The sequence below is a fragment of the Mycolicibacterium chengduense genome, assembly GCF_033741155.1.
GTDB lineage: Bacteria > Actinomycetota > Actinomycetes > Mycobacteriales > Mycobacteriaceae > Mycobacterium.
Window position 1 is genome coordinate 878,893 of record NZ_JAWQNH010000002.1, and the last position, 14,067, is coordinate 892,959.

Genomic DNA, 14,067 nt, shown 5'->3' on the forward strand with positions numbered 1-14,067 from the left:
TGTCGGTCATTCCAGGACGGCCACACCGTCCGCGCCGACCGTCGCCTTCGCGCCGGCGATGTCCTCGGTGACGGTCGCCGCGGCCTGAGTGGGGTCGGTGATCACGGCCAGCGCCCGGCTGCCCGTGGGTGTGCGCACCGCCACGAATGCCTTTTCCGCGCTGCCCTCACGGGTGAACGGCGTGGTCCAGGTCTCCACCGTGCCGACCCCGGCGCACTCGTCCTCGGCCACCACGGTCGGTTCGGCATCGACCGCCGATTGCACGTCCTCCCAACGGAATCCATCGACGGGAGGCTCGGTGCTGTACACGCCGAAGCTGTGCTTGGTCAGATATCCGCCGTTGGCGCTCACCAGCCCGACGGCGCCGGGTGCGCCAGTGAGCCGTTCGGCCATGGTCGCGATCGAGTGTGAGACATAGTTGTTCCACGGCCCCCCGGCGAACGTCAGCCCGCCGGTCACCGTCAGCGGACGCCGGGCATCCTCGGTGGGCAATCCGAGCTCGTTGGCCGCGACCTGCACCGCGCACGGGAAGCAGGAGTAGAGATCGACCAGGTCGACATCGTCGATCCCGCGGCCGGCCAGTTCCAGCACCCGCGCTCCGGCCAGCCGAATGGCCGGGGAGCCGTCGAAGCGGGCCCGCTCCCCGATCAGATACGTATCGTGCGCATCGGTGCCCGCGTGCGGGAACACCCAGCGCTCGCGCGGAACGCGCAGCGCATCGGCCTTCTCCACCGAGGTGAGGATCAGGGCCGCACCTTGGTCGACCATGTTGTTGGAGTTCATCAACTTGGTGTACGGCCAGCTGATCATCCGGTTGTCCGGTCCCGGCTGCCAGATCTCCTCGGCCGTGTGGGCGGCGCGGTTCCACGCATGCGGATTGTCGGCGGCCACTGCACTGAACCCGGCCCACAGCCGGCCGATGCGGCGGCGGTGCGCCTCGGCCGTCTCCCCCGACGCAATGCGCAAGGCCTGCTCGAACATCGGATAGACGTAGGCCGGGCGGTCCAACCCGATGCGGATCTCGGTCGGCCCGGCCAGCACGAATTCGTCGTCGGCGCCCGGGGGTAACGGCACCGACTCGTCCTGGATCGTGCCGACCAGTTTCTCGCCGCGCGCGCGCAACCGGGTACGACTGCGCCAGGTTTCCCCGCCGGCGATGAGCACCACGTCATTGCGGCCCCGCTGGATGTCCAGGCAGGCCTGGTTCACCAACGACTGCGGAACGTTGCCCCCGATGCTGGTGTACCGGGTGAGCGCACCGGGCGCGCCGATCCGCTGCGCCAACAGCAGACCGGGATCGCGGTAGCGCCAGGACAACAGGTTGACGATGCGCACCGCGTCGACGTCTTCCAGGATGCGCGGCTCGGCCGCGGCTCGGGCCGCCCGCTCCATCAGATCGACCGGTTCGGTCGTGGCGCTCTCCTCGAGCTGGTTGATCTGGCCGTAACCGACGAGGACCGGAGTGCGTGGATCAAGAGACATAGTTCTATAACTTAGATAGACAACCCGGGCACGTACACTGGGGGGCGATGTCTGACCTCGCCGCGTCGGCCCTACCGCACTCCCCACCAGCTCACCCGCTGGTGGGCACCCTCGCGGCGCTGCACCATTTCCGCATCTATGCCGACGTCGCGATCGTCGTCGTGGTGCTGGTCGCCACCAATCTCATCGCGCACTTCACCACCCCGTGGGCCAATATCGCGACGGTGCCCGCCGCGGCCGTCGGATTGGTGGCGCTCGTCCGCGCCCGTGGGCTGGGCTGGTCCGAACTGGGGCTGGGCCGCGAACACTGGCGCTCGGGCGCCGGGTACGCGGCCGCCGCCATCGGCATCGTGTTGGCGGTGATCGCCGTCGGGGTGTTGTTGCCCTGGACACGCCCGCTGTTCATGAACAACCACTACGCCACGGTGTCGGGCGCGCTGATCGCCTCGATGATCATCATCCCGTTGCAGACCGTCATCCCCGAAGAGTTGGCGTTCCGCGGGGTGCTGCACGGTGCACTGGACCGAGCCTGGGGCTTCCGCGGGGTTGCCGCGGCAGGCTCGTTGCTGTTCGGTCTGTGGCATATCGCCAGCTCGCTGGGACTGACCAGCGGTAACGCCGGTTTCACCCATCTTCTGGGCGGGGGTGTGTTCGGCACGGTGGCGGGCGTGGTCGGCGCCGTGCTGGCGACCACGGCGGCCGGCTTCGTGTTCACCTGGCTGCGACGCCGCAGCGGCAGCCTGCTCGCGCCGATCGCGCTGCACTGGTCGCTGAACGGGATGGGCGCCCTGGCCGCGGCCCTGGTCTGGCACGCGACGTTCTGAACGCGATGTTCTGAACGCGGTGCCAGACCCGGACCTGCCGGGCTACGACGCCATCAGTCCCGACGGACCAGCCCCACGATCCACAACAGGATCACCGAACCGAGAACCGCGGTGAACAGGGTGAACCACCACCCGCCGGCGGCCGTGTCGAGGAAGAAACTCAACAGGAATCCGCCTATCAGGGCGCCGACGATGCCGATCACGATGTTCATCAGGATCCCGGAGCCGCCACCCTTGACGAGCTTGCCGGCAATCCAGCCGGCGAGCGCGCCGATGATGATGTAGCCGATCCAGCCCACGCTGGTCAGCGTGGTCGAACGGGCCAGCAGTTCAGTCGAAGCAACGATATCCATGCGCAGGCCTCCTGCCTACCACCGGTAGACCCGGCCCAATTTGCCGGGTCACTTCCGGTGTACCCGCCGCAGGTCACGATCCGACCGGCGAAACGGCCACAAATATCAGCCTTGCGGCATCATCTCCGGCGGAGCGTTGGTCACCGGTACGGGCACACCGACACCCGGGCGGGCCGGCGGAGCGTTCGGGTCAGCCGGCGGCGGCGGGGCGTTGGGGTCCGGCTCCGGCGGCGGGGGCGGGCTCCACGGGCGGATCGACTGTGCCAGAGTGACCGCGGCCGCCTTGTCTACCGGGTGATTGGCGGTGCCCAGCCACACCACGAACCACCGCGACGGTGCCCGCTGGCCGCGGGGCACACCCGCCGGCGTCGGCGCACCGATCACCCCGGCCCAGATCTGGCCGGTGGGCTTGGTGGTGTCGGTGAACTTCACCTCGTAGTACGACGCGGAACCGGTCATGTCGCCGGCGGCCAGCGGCGTGGTCTCCTGCCCGACGCGGGTGCCCGGGAACGGCATGAAGAACTCACCCATATCCGAGGCAAGCCGAGCGGCCGCCTTGGTGTTGTCGGACTCGGCCCCGGCAAACAACTTCAGGTCCAGCCGCCCGAGCAGCACGCTGGTGTCATTGGCCGGCGGCGGGGCGGTAGTGCCCGGTGCGGGCGTCGGCTCGGCGGGGGCGCCGGGCTGGATCTTGGTGAGCAGCGCCTGACCGTAGGACAGCTGGGTGGCGTCGGCGACCTTCCAGCCGGCGGGCACGACGTAGCTGAATCCACCGGCGGCGTTGTCCACCCGGCCGGGCTCGGGTGCCGGCGGCGGCGGGGCCGCGTTCGGATCCGCGGGCGGCGCGTTCGGATCGGCGGGCGGCGCATTGGGATCGGTGGGAGCCGGCGGAGCGGGTGCCGGGGCTGGTGCTGGAGCCGGGGGCGCCGGAACCGGGTCGGCGTGGGACACCGCGATCGGCAGCGTCAGGGCGGCCGCAGCCGCAATGGCCATTGCGGTGGAGAGGCGCTTGCGGTGCGGCGGGCGCACGTCCGGCTGATCCATGACGATGAAAATACCGTGTTACCGCCGTGACGCAAGTGTGAGTTGCTCATAAAGTGCTCAGCTGGGAAGTAGCTGCAGACAACGAATTCGGTGGAGAGACCCATTTCAGCGGATTGCTGACCGCACCCACCCACGACGGGGCCGCCCCGCACTGCGGGGCGGCTGTCATCCGGTGTTTCGCCCGTGCCGCGCCGGGCGTTACGGCGCCGGTGAGATTGTCAGCTCCTGCGCTTTCACGGTGAAGAAAACCCGTTGCCCCGGCGCCAGCCGCAGATCGGCGGCCGCCGCCGCGGTGATGTCGGCGGCCAGGCCTGGCGCGCCGTCGGGTTGCGGTTCGGCCCGCACCCGGATGGCCGGCCCGCGGCTGTCCACCTCGGCCACCGTCACCTCCACCGCATTGCGCGGACTGCCGTGCGGCGCCTGCCGGTACACCGCCACCGCTGCCGGCGCGAATACCGCAACCGCCCGATCGCCGACGGCGACGCCCGACACCGCACCGGCGTGCCACTGGACACCCCAGTCGGTGTGGAGCGCACCGTTGTCGCCCAGCCGGCCGCTGACCAGATTCACCCCGGCGAACCGGGCGCCGAACCGACTGCGCGGTGCGGCCAGGATCTGCGCTGCCGGGCCGCTTTCCACCACGCGCCCGGACTCGAGCACCGCCACCCGGTCGGCGAGGGTCACCACATCCAGGACGTCATGGGTGACCAGGATCGCCGCGCGGCCGTCGCGGGTCAGCACCCGGCGCAGCAGCGCACGCATCGCGGTTGCCATTGCCACGTCCAGGCCCGTCATCGGCTCGTCGAGCAACAGCGCGTCCGGATCGGCGGCCAGCGCGCGGGCCAGCGCCACCCGCTGCGCCTGACCGCCGGACAGCGCAGCCGGCATCCGGTCGGCCAGTTCGGTCGCGCCCACCTCGGCCAGCCAGCGCCGCGCCACATCTCGGGAGTCCTTGCGACTCAATCTCTTTCCGCTGCGCGGACCGAACGCCACGTTGTCCAGTACGCTCAGGTGCGGGAAGAGCAATGGGTCCTGCATCAGCAGTCCGACCCGGCGCTCGTGCGTGCGGATGTGCAGTCCGGCGGCGCAGTCGGTCACCGTGCGGTCCCCCACCCGCACTTCCCCGCGGTCGGGTCGAACGGTGCCGGCCAGCACATGCAGCAGGGTCGATTTCCCCGCCCCGTTGGGCCCCAGGACGGCGAGCACGTGACCGGCGGCCACCTCCAGCTCGACCTGCACGTCCCGGGCGGCCACCTCGACGCCGATTCGCAGCCCGGTCACGCCGCCTGCCAGGACGCGGTCCGCAGCCGTCGTGCGCCGAGCCCGAGCACCACCACCGCGGCGACGATCACCAACAGAATCGACAGGGCGACCGCGGCGTCGGCATCGCTTTCCCGCTGCAGATAGATCTCCAACGGCAGCGTGCGGGTCACCCCCTCCCGAGATCCGGCGAAGGTCAACGTCGCGCCGAATTCACCCAGCGACCGGGCGAAGGCCAGCACTGCACCCGAGACCAGCCCGGGCGCCAACAGCGGCAGCGTCACCCGGCGCCACACGGTCGTCGGCCGGGCCCCGAGCGTGGCCGCCACCACCTCGTGGTCGGCGCCGGCGGTGCGCACCGCCCCTTCCAGGGCGATCACCAGGAACGGCAACGAGACGAACGTCTGCGCCAGCACCACGGCCACGGTGGTGAACGCGATCTGGATCCCGGCACTCTCCAGATAGCGGCCAATGAGCCCGAGCCTGCCGAACGCGTACAGCAGCGCAAGGCCGCCCACCACCGGCGGCAGCACCAGCGGCAGCAGGATCACCGGGCGCAGCGCCGTGATGACGCGTGAGTGGCTGCGAGCCAGCACCAGCGCCATGGGCACCCCGAGGACGATGCACAACGACGTGCTCGCGGCCGAGGTGCGCAGGCTCAGCCCCAGCGCGGTGACCGAGGCGGGGCTGGTGATCAACGACCCGAACCGCGGCCAGTCGACCTTGACCGCCATGGCCAGCAGCGGCAGCAGCACGAACAAGGTGCCCAGTGCCGCAGGCAGGTAGATCCAGCGGGGCAGCCGCATGGCAGCACCCTAGAACACCCATGATCACCGCGGATCACGCCGGGACCGGCTCGGGATCGGCGCCGGATCGCTCGGACGGGGCGCGGTCAGCGCGGCGCGCCGGATTTCACCGCCTAGCTACCGTCCAGTAACATGATCGCGATCGGCTGTGTCGCGACCATGTTGTCGCGATCGGCTGTGTTCAGCGCCGAACAAGGAGGTAATCACATGGAGGTGCTGCTCACCGGCGGCGATACCGAGTTGGGCCGTGTGGTCGCCACCGGTTTCCGCGACGAGGGCCACACCGTGGTGCTCGCCGGCGCGCGCCGCGACGACCTCGAAGTGATTGCCAAGGAGGTCGACGTCGATTACGTCGTCGTCGACAACACCGATGCCGCCAGCCTCGAAGCCGCCCGCAGTGCCCTGCCGACCCACCTCGACGCCATCGTCAACGTGCCCGCCCCGCGGGTGCCGGCCCGGGATCCGCGCACCTTCACCCTGGCCGATCACGCCGACGCCTGGCGCCAGGCGCTGGACACGACGCTACTGTCCGCCGTGCTGACCGTGCAGATCCTCGGCGACCAGCTGAGCTCCGGCGGCGCCATCATCAACGTGGTGCCCGGCCACCCGGCCGAGGGCAGTGTGGACGCCGCGATCAAGGCCGCCCTGTCCAACTGGACCGCAGGCCAGGCCACCCACTTCGGCATCCGGGGCATCACCGTCAACACGGTGGCCACCGGCAAGGGTGCCGAAGTCGGTTATGCCGGCGCGGCGAGCCCGGCATCCTCGGTGGCCGACGAGATCACCCGGCTGGCGCTGTTCCTCACCACCCAGTCCGCGCGGCACATCACCGGGCAGACCCTGCACGTGAGCCAGGGCGCGTTGGCCAACTTCGGCTGAAATATTCCGGCGTTCGCCCGCAGCTAAACGGGGCGAATTCTCCGCTTCGCTGTGGTTACCTAAGGCACATGGCGATTCGACTCGGACTCCAGATCCCCAACTTCTCCTACGGCACAAGCGTTTCCGAACTCTTCCCGACAGTGGTCGCGCAGGCGCGCGAGGCCGAGCAGGCCGGCTTCGACTCCGTCTTCGTGATGGACCACCTCTACCAACTGCCCGGCATCGGGGCCCCCGAGGAACCGATGCTCGAGGCGTACACCGCGCTGGGCGCACTGGCCGCCGCGACCGAGAAGGTGCAACTGGGCACCCTGGTCACCGGCAACACCTACCGCAACCCCACCCTGCTGGCCAAGGCGATCACCACCCTGGACGTGATCAGCCAGGGCCGCGCCATCCTGGGCATCGGCACCGGCTGGTTCGAACTGGAGCACGACAGCTTGGGCTTCGAATTCGGCACGTTCACCGAACGGTTCAAGAAGCTCGACGAGGCGCTCGAGATCATCCTGCCGATGCTCAAGGGCGATCGGGTCAGTTTCGACGGCCAGTACTACCGCACCAAGGAAGCGTTCGCCAATCCCCGCTTCCGCGAACACATTCCGCTGATGATCGGCGGCAGCGGCGAGAAGAAGACCATCCCGCTGGCGGCCCGGCACTTCGACCACCTCAACATCATCGCCGGCTTCGACGAGCTGCCCCGCAAGGTCGCCGTCGTCAAGGAGAACTGCGAGAAGATCGACCGTGACCCGGCCACCCTGGAAACCAGCGTGTTGGCCATCGCGCTGATCGGCGAGCAGTACACCGCCGAGGTCATTCCCGACGAGTTCAAACAGCAGGCCGTGTTCGGCTCGCCCGAACAGATCGCCACGCAGTTGAAGGAGAAGGTCTACGACGCCGGCGTCGACGGCGTGATCCTCAGCGCCTTCACCGTTGGCGGCTACACCCCCGGCGGCGTCGCCGCGGTGGGCGAAGCCCTTCGACCGCTGATCGCCGGGTAGATCAGGTAAACAATAGGTACGGTGCGCCATCTCACCGCACTGGTGAGATGGCCACCGACTACCCTAGAGGTTGTATTGACAAAGTACGTCCGCTAGGAGCAGCAATGAGCCACCCCGGAGCTACGGCAACGGATCGGCATAAGGTCGTCATCATCGGTTCGGGATTCGGCGGATTGAACGCCGCCCAGGCCCTCAAGCACGCCGATGTCGACATCAAGCTGATCGCACGTACGACGCATCATCTCTTCCAGCCGCTGCTGTACCAAGTGGCCACCGGCATCATCTCCGAGGGCGAGATCGCCCCACCCACCCGGCTGATCCTGCGTAAGCAGCACAACGCCCAGGTGCTGCTCGGCGATGTCACCCATATCGACCTGGAAGCCAAGGCCGTCGACTCGGTGTTGCTCGGTCACACCTACCGCACGCCGTACGACACGCTGATCCTGGCTGCCGGCGCCGGGCAGTCCTATTTCGGCAACGACCACTTCGCCGAGTGGGCGCCGGGCATGAAGACCATCGACGACGCGCTTGAGCTGCGCGCCCGCATCCTGGGCGCCTTCGAGCAGGCCGAGCGGTCCAGCGATCCCGAACGCCGCAAGAAGCTGCTCACCTTCGTCGTCGTCGGCGCGGGGCCGACCGGTGTCGAGATGGCCGGTCAGATCCAGGAGCTCTCCGACCAAACCCTCAAGGGCAGCTTCCGGCACATCGACCCGACCGAGGCGCATGTCATCCTGCTCGACGCCGCACCGGCGGTGCTGCCACCGATGGGTGAGAAGCTCGGCCTCAAGGCCAAGGAGCGGCTGGAGAAGATGGGCGTGGAGATCCAGCTCAACGCCATGGTCACCGATGTCGACCGCAACGGCATCACGGTGAAGGACAAGGACGGCACCATCCGCCGCATCGAGTCGGCATGCAAGGTGTGGTCGGCCGGGGTGCAGGCCAGCCCGCTCGGCAAGGACCTCGCCGCGCAGTCGGAGACCGAGATCGACCGCGCCGGCCGCGTGATCGTGAACCCCGACCTGTCGATCCCCGGACACCCCAATGTGTTCGTGATCGGCGACATGGCCTTCGTTCCCGGTGTGCCGGGCATGGCGCAGGGCGCGATCCAGGGCGCCAAGTACGTCGCCGCGATCATCAAGAACGAGGACAAGGCCCGTCAGCACGGCACCAAGCCGAAGCCGCGCGAGCCGTTCAAGTACTTCGACAAGGGCTCGATGGCCACCGTCTCGAAGTGGAACGCCGTGGCCCAGATCCCCCTGGGCGAGAAGACCAAATTCGAGTTCGGCGGCTTCTTCGCGTGGCTGGCCTGGCTCGGACTGCACCTGATCTACCTGGTCGGATTCAAGACCAAGGTGGCCACGCTGCTGTCCTGGGCGGTGACGTTCCTGAGCAGGCAGCGCGGTCAGCTGACCATCACCGAACAGCAGGCCTACGCCAGGACCAGGATCGAAGAACTCCAGGAAATCGCGGCGGCGGTGCAGGAGGAACGCGCGAGTTAGCCGACTCTTCAGAGTCGCTCGCCCTGCCAGGTCGCCAGGCAGCCACCCGCGGCGAGTTCGAGAACCGTACCCGGGCTCACGAAACTCGTTTGCGGGTAGCGCAATTCGCTGATGCAAGCGCGGGGGCTGCCGAGTTCGTCGTCGGCCACCGTGCCGCCGCCGAGCTCGACGCGGTGCCGCAGCAACGGCGTGCCGTCGACATCGGCATGTAAGGCACCCGACCAATAGCCCTGCGTTTCGCCGGTCCGGCCGATCTGGACGCTTTCGCGCACCCTGGCCCGGCCGTCACGGCCCAACCGCAGCCGGGTGCCGGCCAGGTGGTGGGAACCGCCGGCCACCACGGTCGGTTCGACGTCCAGGTCCAGTTCGCCGTCGACCTCCAGATCCCAGGAACTGTGCGATTGCGTGGTGGTCGCACCGGGCAGCACCACGGTGGCCGCCACCGAACGCACCCGTAGCCGGGCTCCGGCCTCGACCACGATCCGGATGGCGATGGCATCCCCGCCGAGGGGGGTGGCCGCCGCCGAGATCAGGTGCACGGTGTCGGGTCGGGTGCGCCGGGCCGCCAGTCCCCCGCTGCATTCGATGCGGGGACCGCGGCCGGGCGAAGCCACCAACAGGACGTCGGAACGCACGATGTCAGCCCGAGACCGGCACCCGTAGCTGCTCGTGCACCCACTGCAGCACCGGCCCCGCCGTCGGATCCTCGGTCAGCGAGATGAGCACGAACGGCCGGCCGTCGCGCACCTTCGTCGAGTCGCGACGCATCACGTCCAGGTCGGCACCGACCATCGGGGCCAGGTCGGTCTTGTTGATCACCAACAGATCCGAGAACGTCACCCCCGGCCCGCCCTTGCGCGGCACCTTGTCGCCACCGGCCACGTCGATGACGAAGATCTGCACGTCGATCAGACCGGACGAGAAGGTGGCGGTCAGGTTGTCACCGCCGGATTCGACGAGGATCAGATCGAGACCCGGGTTGGCCTCGATCAGATCGTCGATGGCATCGAGGTTGGCGGTGATGTCGTCGCGGATGGCGGTGTGCGGGCAGCCGCCGGTCTGCACCGCGGCGATCCGCTCGTCGGGCAGCACGGCGTGCCGACGCAGGAAGTCGGCGTCCTCGGTGGTGTAGATGTCGTTGGTCAGCACCGCCAGCGACAGTTCGTCACGCAGCTGCCGGCACAGCGCGGCGGTCAGCGCGGTCTTGCCCGAGCCGACCGGCCCGCCGATGCCGATGCGTAGCGGCTCCCCCGGCCGCCGGACCCGCTTGGGCCGGTCGGTGTGGGTGTGCGGCTGACCGTCAATGAAATGTGGTGGCATGGTGGTCCTTATCACCTCTGGCAACTCATGAGACAAAAAGAGGCCGCTCGCGTGCCGCGTGGTCCTGGGCCAGCACGTCGAGCAACGGGTCGGACAGGTCGGCGATCTCCTTGACCGCCGCCGCAGCGGTCTGCTCGCACAGCGCGGAGAGCTCGAAAGTCAAGGCGGCGACGTCGGCGGGATCCAACGCCAGCAGCCGCTGCGCGGCCGTGGCCGAACCGGTCATCGTGGTGTACACCATCGACAGCGCGGTGTGTTCGGGTGCCACCGCGCTGGCGATCCCGACCGCGCCGGCGGCCACCGCGAGATGTGGTTTGAGCCCCAGCGGAGCCCAATCGTGTTCTGGCCACACCCGTTTGGCCAGTCGGAGGAGCCCGCGGCCCTGGGCCCGCGAGGCCACCCTGGCGGCCGGAGCCGGGGTACGAGCGTCGGTCTCGGCGTCGGCGACCGCAACCGCAAGCGTGCCGGTGTGCACCGCGGCCGCCAGAGATGCGGTCACCAGGCCCTGGGTGCGGACCCGGCGGCGCAGGTAGGCCCGCAGGGTGGCCAGGTCGGTCACCAGCCCGGCGGTGATCGCCTCCTCCATGCCACCGGAATGCACATGCCCGCCGGTCGGCAGCCGCGAATCCGCCAGGGCCAGCAGTGTCGTAAGACCGGGCGAGCGAAGCGACGGGAAGTCCAGAGAGCTCATCAGAACAGGAAGTAGCGCTGCGCCATCGGCAGTTCGGCTGCGGGTTGCTCGGCCCAGACCTCCCCGTCGATACGCACGGTGAAGGTGTCCGGATCCACCTCGATGCGCGGCAGGGCGTCGTTGTGCGGCATATCCGTTTTGCCGACCTGGCGAACATTCTTGACCGCCACCAGTTTCCGCCGGATATCCAGTCGGTCGGCCAGCCCGTCCTCCAGCGCCGCCGGCGCCACGAAGTGAACAGAGGTGGCCGCGGCGGCCACCGGGGTGGCGCCGAACATCGGCCGCGGCAGCACCGGCTGCGGGGTGGGGATCGAGGCGTTGGCGTCGCCCATCGCCGCCCAGGCGATCATGCCGCCCTTGAGCACCGCATGCGGGCGCACCCCGAAGAAGGCCGGCTCCCACAACACCAGGTCGGCCAGCTTGCCCACCTCGACCGAGCCGATCTCGTGGTCCAACCCGTGGGCCACCGCGGGACAGATCGTGTACTTGGCGACATAGCGCTGCGCGCGGTTGTTGTCGGCGGCGGTGTCACCCGCCAAGAAGCCGCGACGTTTCTTCATCACGTGCGCGGTCTGCCAGGTGCGCAGCACCACCTCCCCGATCCGGCCCATCGCCTGCGCATCGCTGCCGATCATCGAGATCGCGCCGATATCGTGCAGCAGGTCCTCGGCGGCGATGGTCGAGGGGCGAATCCGGCTCTCGGCGAAGGCCAGATCCTCAGGAATGCTGGGATTCAGGTGATGGCACACCATGAGCATGTCGAGGTGCTCGTCGAGGGTGTTGACCGTGTGCGGGCGGGTCGGATTGGTGGAACTGGGCAACACATTGGGGTGCGAGGCGACGGTGATGATGTCGGGTGCGTGCCCGCCGCCGGCCCCTTCGGTGTGGTAGGCGTGGATACCGCGGCCCTTGATGGCGGCCAGCGTGTCCTCCACGAACCCGGCCTCGTTGAGCGTGTCGGTGTGGATGTTGGCCTGGACGCCGGCTGCCTCGGACACCGTCAGGCAGGCGTCGATGGCCGCCGGGGTGGTACCCCAGTCCTCGTGCAGCTTGAATCCGGCTGCACCGCCCCGTAATTGCTCCCACATCGCCTCGGTGCTGACGGTGTTTCCCTTACCCAGCAGGGCGACGTTGAGCGGCCAGGAGTCCAGCGACTCCAACATCCGGGCTAGATGCCAGGAGCCGGGCGTCACGGTGGTGGCCTTACTCCCCTCGGCCGGTCCGGTGCCGCCGGCGACGATGGTGGTGATACCGCCGCCGAGGGCTTCCTCCATGATCTGCGGGCAGATCAGGTGCACGTGACAGTCGATGGCACCGGCGGTGACGATGCGGCCGTTGCCGGCGATGATCTCGGTGGACGGGCCAACGACGAGGTCGGGGTGTACCCCGGACATGATGTCGGGGTTACCGGCCTTTCCGATCGCGACGATGCGTCCGTCGCGAATACCGATGTCGGCCTTGATGATTCCCCAGTAGTCGAGGATGACCGCGCCGGTGATGACGGTATCGGGGGCGCCGTCGGCCCTGGTTGCCCGGGACTGCCCCATCGATTCGCGCAGCACCTTGCCGCCACCGAAGACGGCCTCGTCGCCGGCCAGGCCCGGCCCACCGCTGCGATCCTCGGTGATCTCGACGAGCAGGTCGGTGTCGGCCAGTCGGATCCGGTCGCCGGTGGTGGGGCCGAACAGGGCCGCATAGCGGTCACGGGACAGCGAGGTCACTGGGGCGGGTCCAATCTGCCGGGCGGATTGAGCGACAACCCGTGGACCTCACGGGTGCCGCTCAGCGGTACCAGTGAGACCCGCTGGGCGATACCGGGTTCGAAGCGCACGGCGGTGCCCGCCGGGATGTCGAGACGATGCCCGTGTGCTGCGGCGCGGTCGAAGTCGAGCGCGGCGTTGGCCTGCGGCAGGTGCACGTGGCTACCCACCTGCACCGGACGGTCGCCGGTGTTCACCACATCGAGCACAAGACGCGTCGCGCCGGCGTTGAGTTCCACGTCGCCGTCGCCGTAAAAAGTCTCACCAGGGATCACGGCTCAAGACCTATGCTCTTCACGCAAGCGCTCATCTCAAGACCTCTGCTCTTCGCGCAAGCGCTCATGGGCCCTCACGGGATCGGGTGGTGGACGGTGACGAGCTTGGTGCCGTCCGGGAAGGTAGCCTCGACCTGCACGTCGTGCAGCATCTCGGGTACCCCTGCCATCACCTGCTCGCGGGACAACACGTCACGGCCGCTGACCATCAGCTCGGCCACCGAGCGTCCGTCGCGGGCGCCCTCCAGGATGTGATCGGTGATGAGCGCGACGGCCTCGGGATGGTTGAGTTTCAACCCGCGAGCCTGACGACGACGAGCCAGGTCTGCGGCGTAGGAGATCAGCAACCGCTCTTGTTCATGCGGCGTTAAACGCATAGTGCGCGATATTGCCACGGCCCGCTGCATTAGGCAGCGCGTACGTCTACCCCGCGGGGTCTAGCTTGTGATGTTCTGCAACCGGACCTGCCCACGGGCGACGAGGCGATCGTCCTCGTCGGTGATGGTGATCAGCCACAGCTGCTGGCGGCGGCCGCGGTGGATCGGCTCGGAGACGGCCGTCACCTTGCCGCTCTTGATGGCGCGCAGAAAGTCGGTGTTGTTGTTGACGCCGACGACGGTGCCGCCGCCGTGCTCACTGAGCCAGACGTGGCCGGACACACTGGCCAGGCTCTCCACGATGGCGCAGTACACGCCGCCGTGCACGATCCCCCAGGGCTGCAACACCTTGTCGGTAATGGTCAGCTGGGCCCGTCCGCCGTCCGGCGTGACGTCCAGGTACTTCAGTCCCAGTTCGGCGTCGAAGCCCTTGCCGAGATCGGCGAGTTCAGGTGCGGTCACGGCACTGATGTTTGCACGGGCGGCCGGACAAAAAAGCGGG

The 14,067-nt window shown here is 68.7% G+C and carries 16 protein-coding genes; 4 read left to right on the forward strand and 12 right to left on the reverse strand.

The features are described 5' to 3' along the window. Nucleotides 1–6: 6 nt before the first annotated feature. Nucleotides 7–1,482, reverse strand: a complete 1,476-nt coding sequence (locus tag SBI67_RS09720) for an acetyl-CoA acetyltransferase (protein WP_318980326.1) — start codon at nt 1,480–1,482, stop codon at nt 7–9. A gap of 47 nt (nt 1,483–1,529) precedes the next feature. Here SBI67_RS09720 and SBI67_RS09725 point away from each other — a divergent pair, with 47 nt between their 5' ends. Continuing rightward, nucleotides 1,530–2,306 carry a CPBP family intramembrane glutamic endopeptidase gene (locus SBI67_RS09725; protein ID WP_318980327.1) on the forward strand — a complete coding sequence of 259 codons (777 nt, stop codon included), beginning with the start codon at nt 1,530–1,532 and terminating at the stop codon, nt 2,304–2,306. A gap of 53 nt (nt 2,307–2,359) precedes the next feature. Here the strand turns inward: SBI67_RS09725 and SBI67_RS09730 are convergent, their stop codons facing one another. The 4 genes from SBI67_RS09730 to SBI67_RS09745 all read right to left on the reverse strand — a co-directional run bounded on the left by SBI67_RS09730 (nt 2,360) and on the right by SBI67_RS09745 (nt 5,769). Beyond that, nucleotides 2,360–2,659 (reverse strand): GlsB/YeaQ/YmgE family stress response membrane protein, encoded by a 300-nt coding sequence (locus SBI67_RS09730; protein ID WP_266047772.1) that lies wholly within the window; start codon nt 2,657–2,659, stop codon nt 2,360–2,362. A gap of 105 nt (nt 2,660–2,764) precedes the next feature. Next, nucleotides 2,765–3,703: an APA family fibronectin-binding glycoprotein gene (locus tag SBI67_RS09735; RefSeq protein ID WP_318980328.1), complete on the reverse strand. Its 939-nt coding sequence runs from the start codon at nt 3,701–3,703 to the stop codon at nt 2,765–2,767. 198 nt (nt 3,704–3,901) lie between these two features. Next, entirely contained in the window at nt 3,902–4,984 is a 1,083-nt protein-coding gene (locus SBI67_RS09740; RefSeq protein ID WP_413232440.1) for a sulfate/molybdate ABC transporter ATP-binding protein, read from the reverse strand. Then, nucleotides 4,981–5,769 carry an ABC transporter permease gene (locus SBI67_RS09745; RefSeq protein ID WP_318980329.1) on the reverse strand — a complete coding sequence of 263 codons (789 nt, stop codon included), beginning with the start codon at nt 5,767–5,769 and terminating at the stop codon, nt 4,981–4,983. Before SBI67_RS09745 ends, SBI67_RS09740 begins: the two co-directional genes overlap by 4 nt. 207 nt (nt 5,770–5,976) lie before the next feature. Here SBI67_RS09745 and SBI67_RS09750 point away from each other — a divergent pair, with 207 nt between their 5' ends. From SBI67_RS09750 to SBI67_RS09760, 3 genes are all read left to right on the forward strand, one after another. After that, nucleotides 5,977–6,648 (forward strand): SDR family oxidoreductase, encoded by a 672-nt coding sequence (locus SBI67_RS09750; RefSeq protein WP_318980506.1) that lies wholly within the window; start codon nt 5,977–5,979, stop codon nt 6,646–6,648. Between the two features lie 68 nt (nt 6,649–6,716). Next, nucleotides 6,717–7,643 carry an LLM class F420-dependent oxidoreductase gene (locus SBI67_RS09755; protein ID WP_318980330.1) on the forward strand — a complete coding sequence of 309 codons (927 nt, stop codon included), beginning with the start codon at nt 6,717–6,719 and terminating at the stop codon, nt 7,641–7,643. A gap of 104 nt (nt 7,644–7,747) precedes the next feature. After that, a complete protein-coding gene (locus SBI67_RS09760) occupies nt 7,748–9,142 on the forward strand; it encodes a type II NADH:quinone oxidoreductase Ndh (RefSeq protein WP_266047778.1) in 1,395 nt (464 codons plus the stop codon). A gap of 8 nt (nt 9,143–9,150) precedes the next feature. On the opposite strand, the gene SBI67_RS09765 is transcribed toward SBI67_RS09760, so the two are convergent. The 7 genes from SBI67_RS09765 to SBI67_RS09795 form a co-directional block, all read right to left on the reverse strand. After that, nucleotides 9,151–9,777 (reverse strand): urease accessory protein UreD, encoded by a 627-nt coding sequence (locus SBI67_RS09765; protein ID WP_318980331.1) that lies wholly within the window; start codon nt 9,775–9,777, stop codon nt 9,151–9,153. 4 nt (nt 9,778–9,781) lie between these two features. Beyond that, nucleotides 9,782–10,462 carry an urease accessory protein UreG gene (gene ureG, locus SBI67_RS09770; protein ID WP_318980332.1) on the reverse strand — a complete coding sequence of 227 codons (681 nt, stop codon included), beginning with the start codon at nt 10,460–10,462 and terminating at the stop codon, nt 9,782–9,784. 25 nt (nt 10,463–10,487) lie between these two features. Next, on the reverse strand, nt 10,488–11,153 hold the full coding sequence (locus SBI67_RS09775) for an urease accessory protein UreF (RefSeq protein ID WP_318980333.1): 666 nt from the start codon (nt 11,151–11,153) through the stop codon (nt 10,488–10,490). Beyond that, nucleotides 11,153–12,874, reverse strand: coding sequence for an urease subunit alpha (locus SBI67_RS09780; protein ID WP_318980334.1), 1,722 nt, complete (start codon nt 12,872–12,874; stop codon nt 11,153–11,155). Before SBI67_RS09780 ends, SBI67_RS09775 begins: the two co-directional genes overlap by 1 nt. Beyond that, the gene (locus tag SBI67_RS09785; protein WP_318980335.1) at nt 12,871–13,188 is read right to left on the reverse strand and encodes an urease subunit beta; all 318 of its coding nucleotides are present in this window, start codon (nt 13,186–13,188) and stop codon (nt 12,871–12,873) included. The genes SBI67_RS09780 and SBI67_RS09785 overlap by 4 nt, the downstream gene beginning before the upstream one ends. A 74-nt stretch (nt 13,189–13,262) precedes the next feature. Further along, on the reverse strand, nt 13,263–13,565 hold the full coding sequence (locus SBI67_RS09790) for an urease subunit gamma (RefSeq protein WP_318980336.1): 303 nt from the start codon (nt 13,563–13,565) through the stop codon (nt 13,263–13,265). 60 nt (nt 13,566–13,625) lie between these two features. Beyond that, nucleotides 13,626–14,027 (reverse strand): PaaI family thioesterase, encoded by a 402-nt coding sequence (locus tag SBI67_RS09795; RefSeq protein ID WP_318980337.1) that lies wholly within the window; start codon nt 14,025–14,027, stop codon nt 13,626–13,628. Nucleotides 14,028–14,067: the final 40 nt, after the last annotated feature.

What these genes read in the sequence shown, in the direction of transcription:
- SBI67_RS09720 (WP_318980326.1), bottom strand. Translation starts at nt 1,482, where the DNA reads ATGTCTCTTGATCCACGCACTCCGGTCCTCGTCGGTTACGGCCAGATC.
- SBI67_RS09725 (WP_318980327.1), top strand. Translation starts at nt 1,530, where the DNA reads ATGTCTGACCTCGCCGCGTCGGCCCTACCGCACTCCCCACCAGCTCAC.
- SBI67_RS09730 (WP_266047772.1), bottom strand. Translation starts at nt 2,659, where the DNA reads ATGGATATCGTTGCTTCGACTGAACTGCTGGCCCGTTCGACCACGCTG.
- SBI67_RS09735 (WP_318980328.1), bottom strand. Translation starts at nt 3,703, where the DNA reads ATGGATCAGCCGGACGTGCGCCCGCCGCACCGCAAGCGCCTCTCCACC.
- SBI67_RS09745 (WP_318980329.1), bottom strand. Translation starts at nt 5,769, where the DNA reads ATGCGGCTGCCCCGCTGGATCTACCTGCCTGCGGCACTGGGCACCTTG.
- SBI67_RS09750 (WP_318980506.1), top strand. Translation starts at nt 5,977, where the DNA reads ATGGAGGTGCTGCTCACCGGCGGCGATACCGAGTTGGGCCGTGTGGTC.
- SBI67_RS09755 (WP_318980330.1), top strand. Translation starts at nt 6,717, where the DNA reads ATGGCGATTCGACTCGGACTCCAGATCCCCAACTTCTCCTACGGCACA.
- SBI67_RS09760 (WP_266047778.1), top strand. Translation starts at nt 7,748, where the DNA reads ATGAGCCACCCCGGAGCTACGGCAACGGATCGGCATAAGGTCGTCATC.
- ureG (WP_318980332.1), bottom strand. Translation starts at nt 10,462, where the DNA reads ATGCCACCACATTTCATTGACGGTCAGCCGCACACCCACACCGACCGG.
- SBI67_RS09775 (WP_318980333.1), bottom strand. Translation starts at nt 11,153, where the DNA reads ATGAGCTCTCTGGACTTCCCGTCGCTTCGCTCGCCCGGTCTTACGACA.
- SBI67_RS09790 (WP_318980336.1), bottom strand. Translation starts at nt 13,565, where the DNA reads ATGCGTTTAACGCCGCATGAACAAGAGCGGTTGCTGATCTCCTACGCC.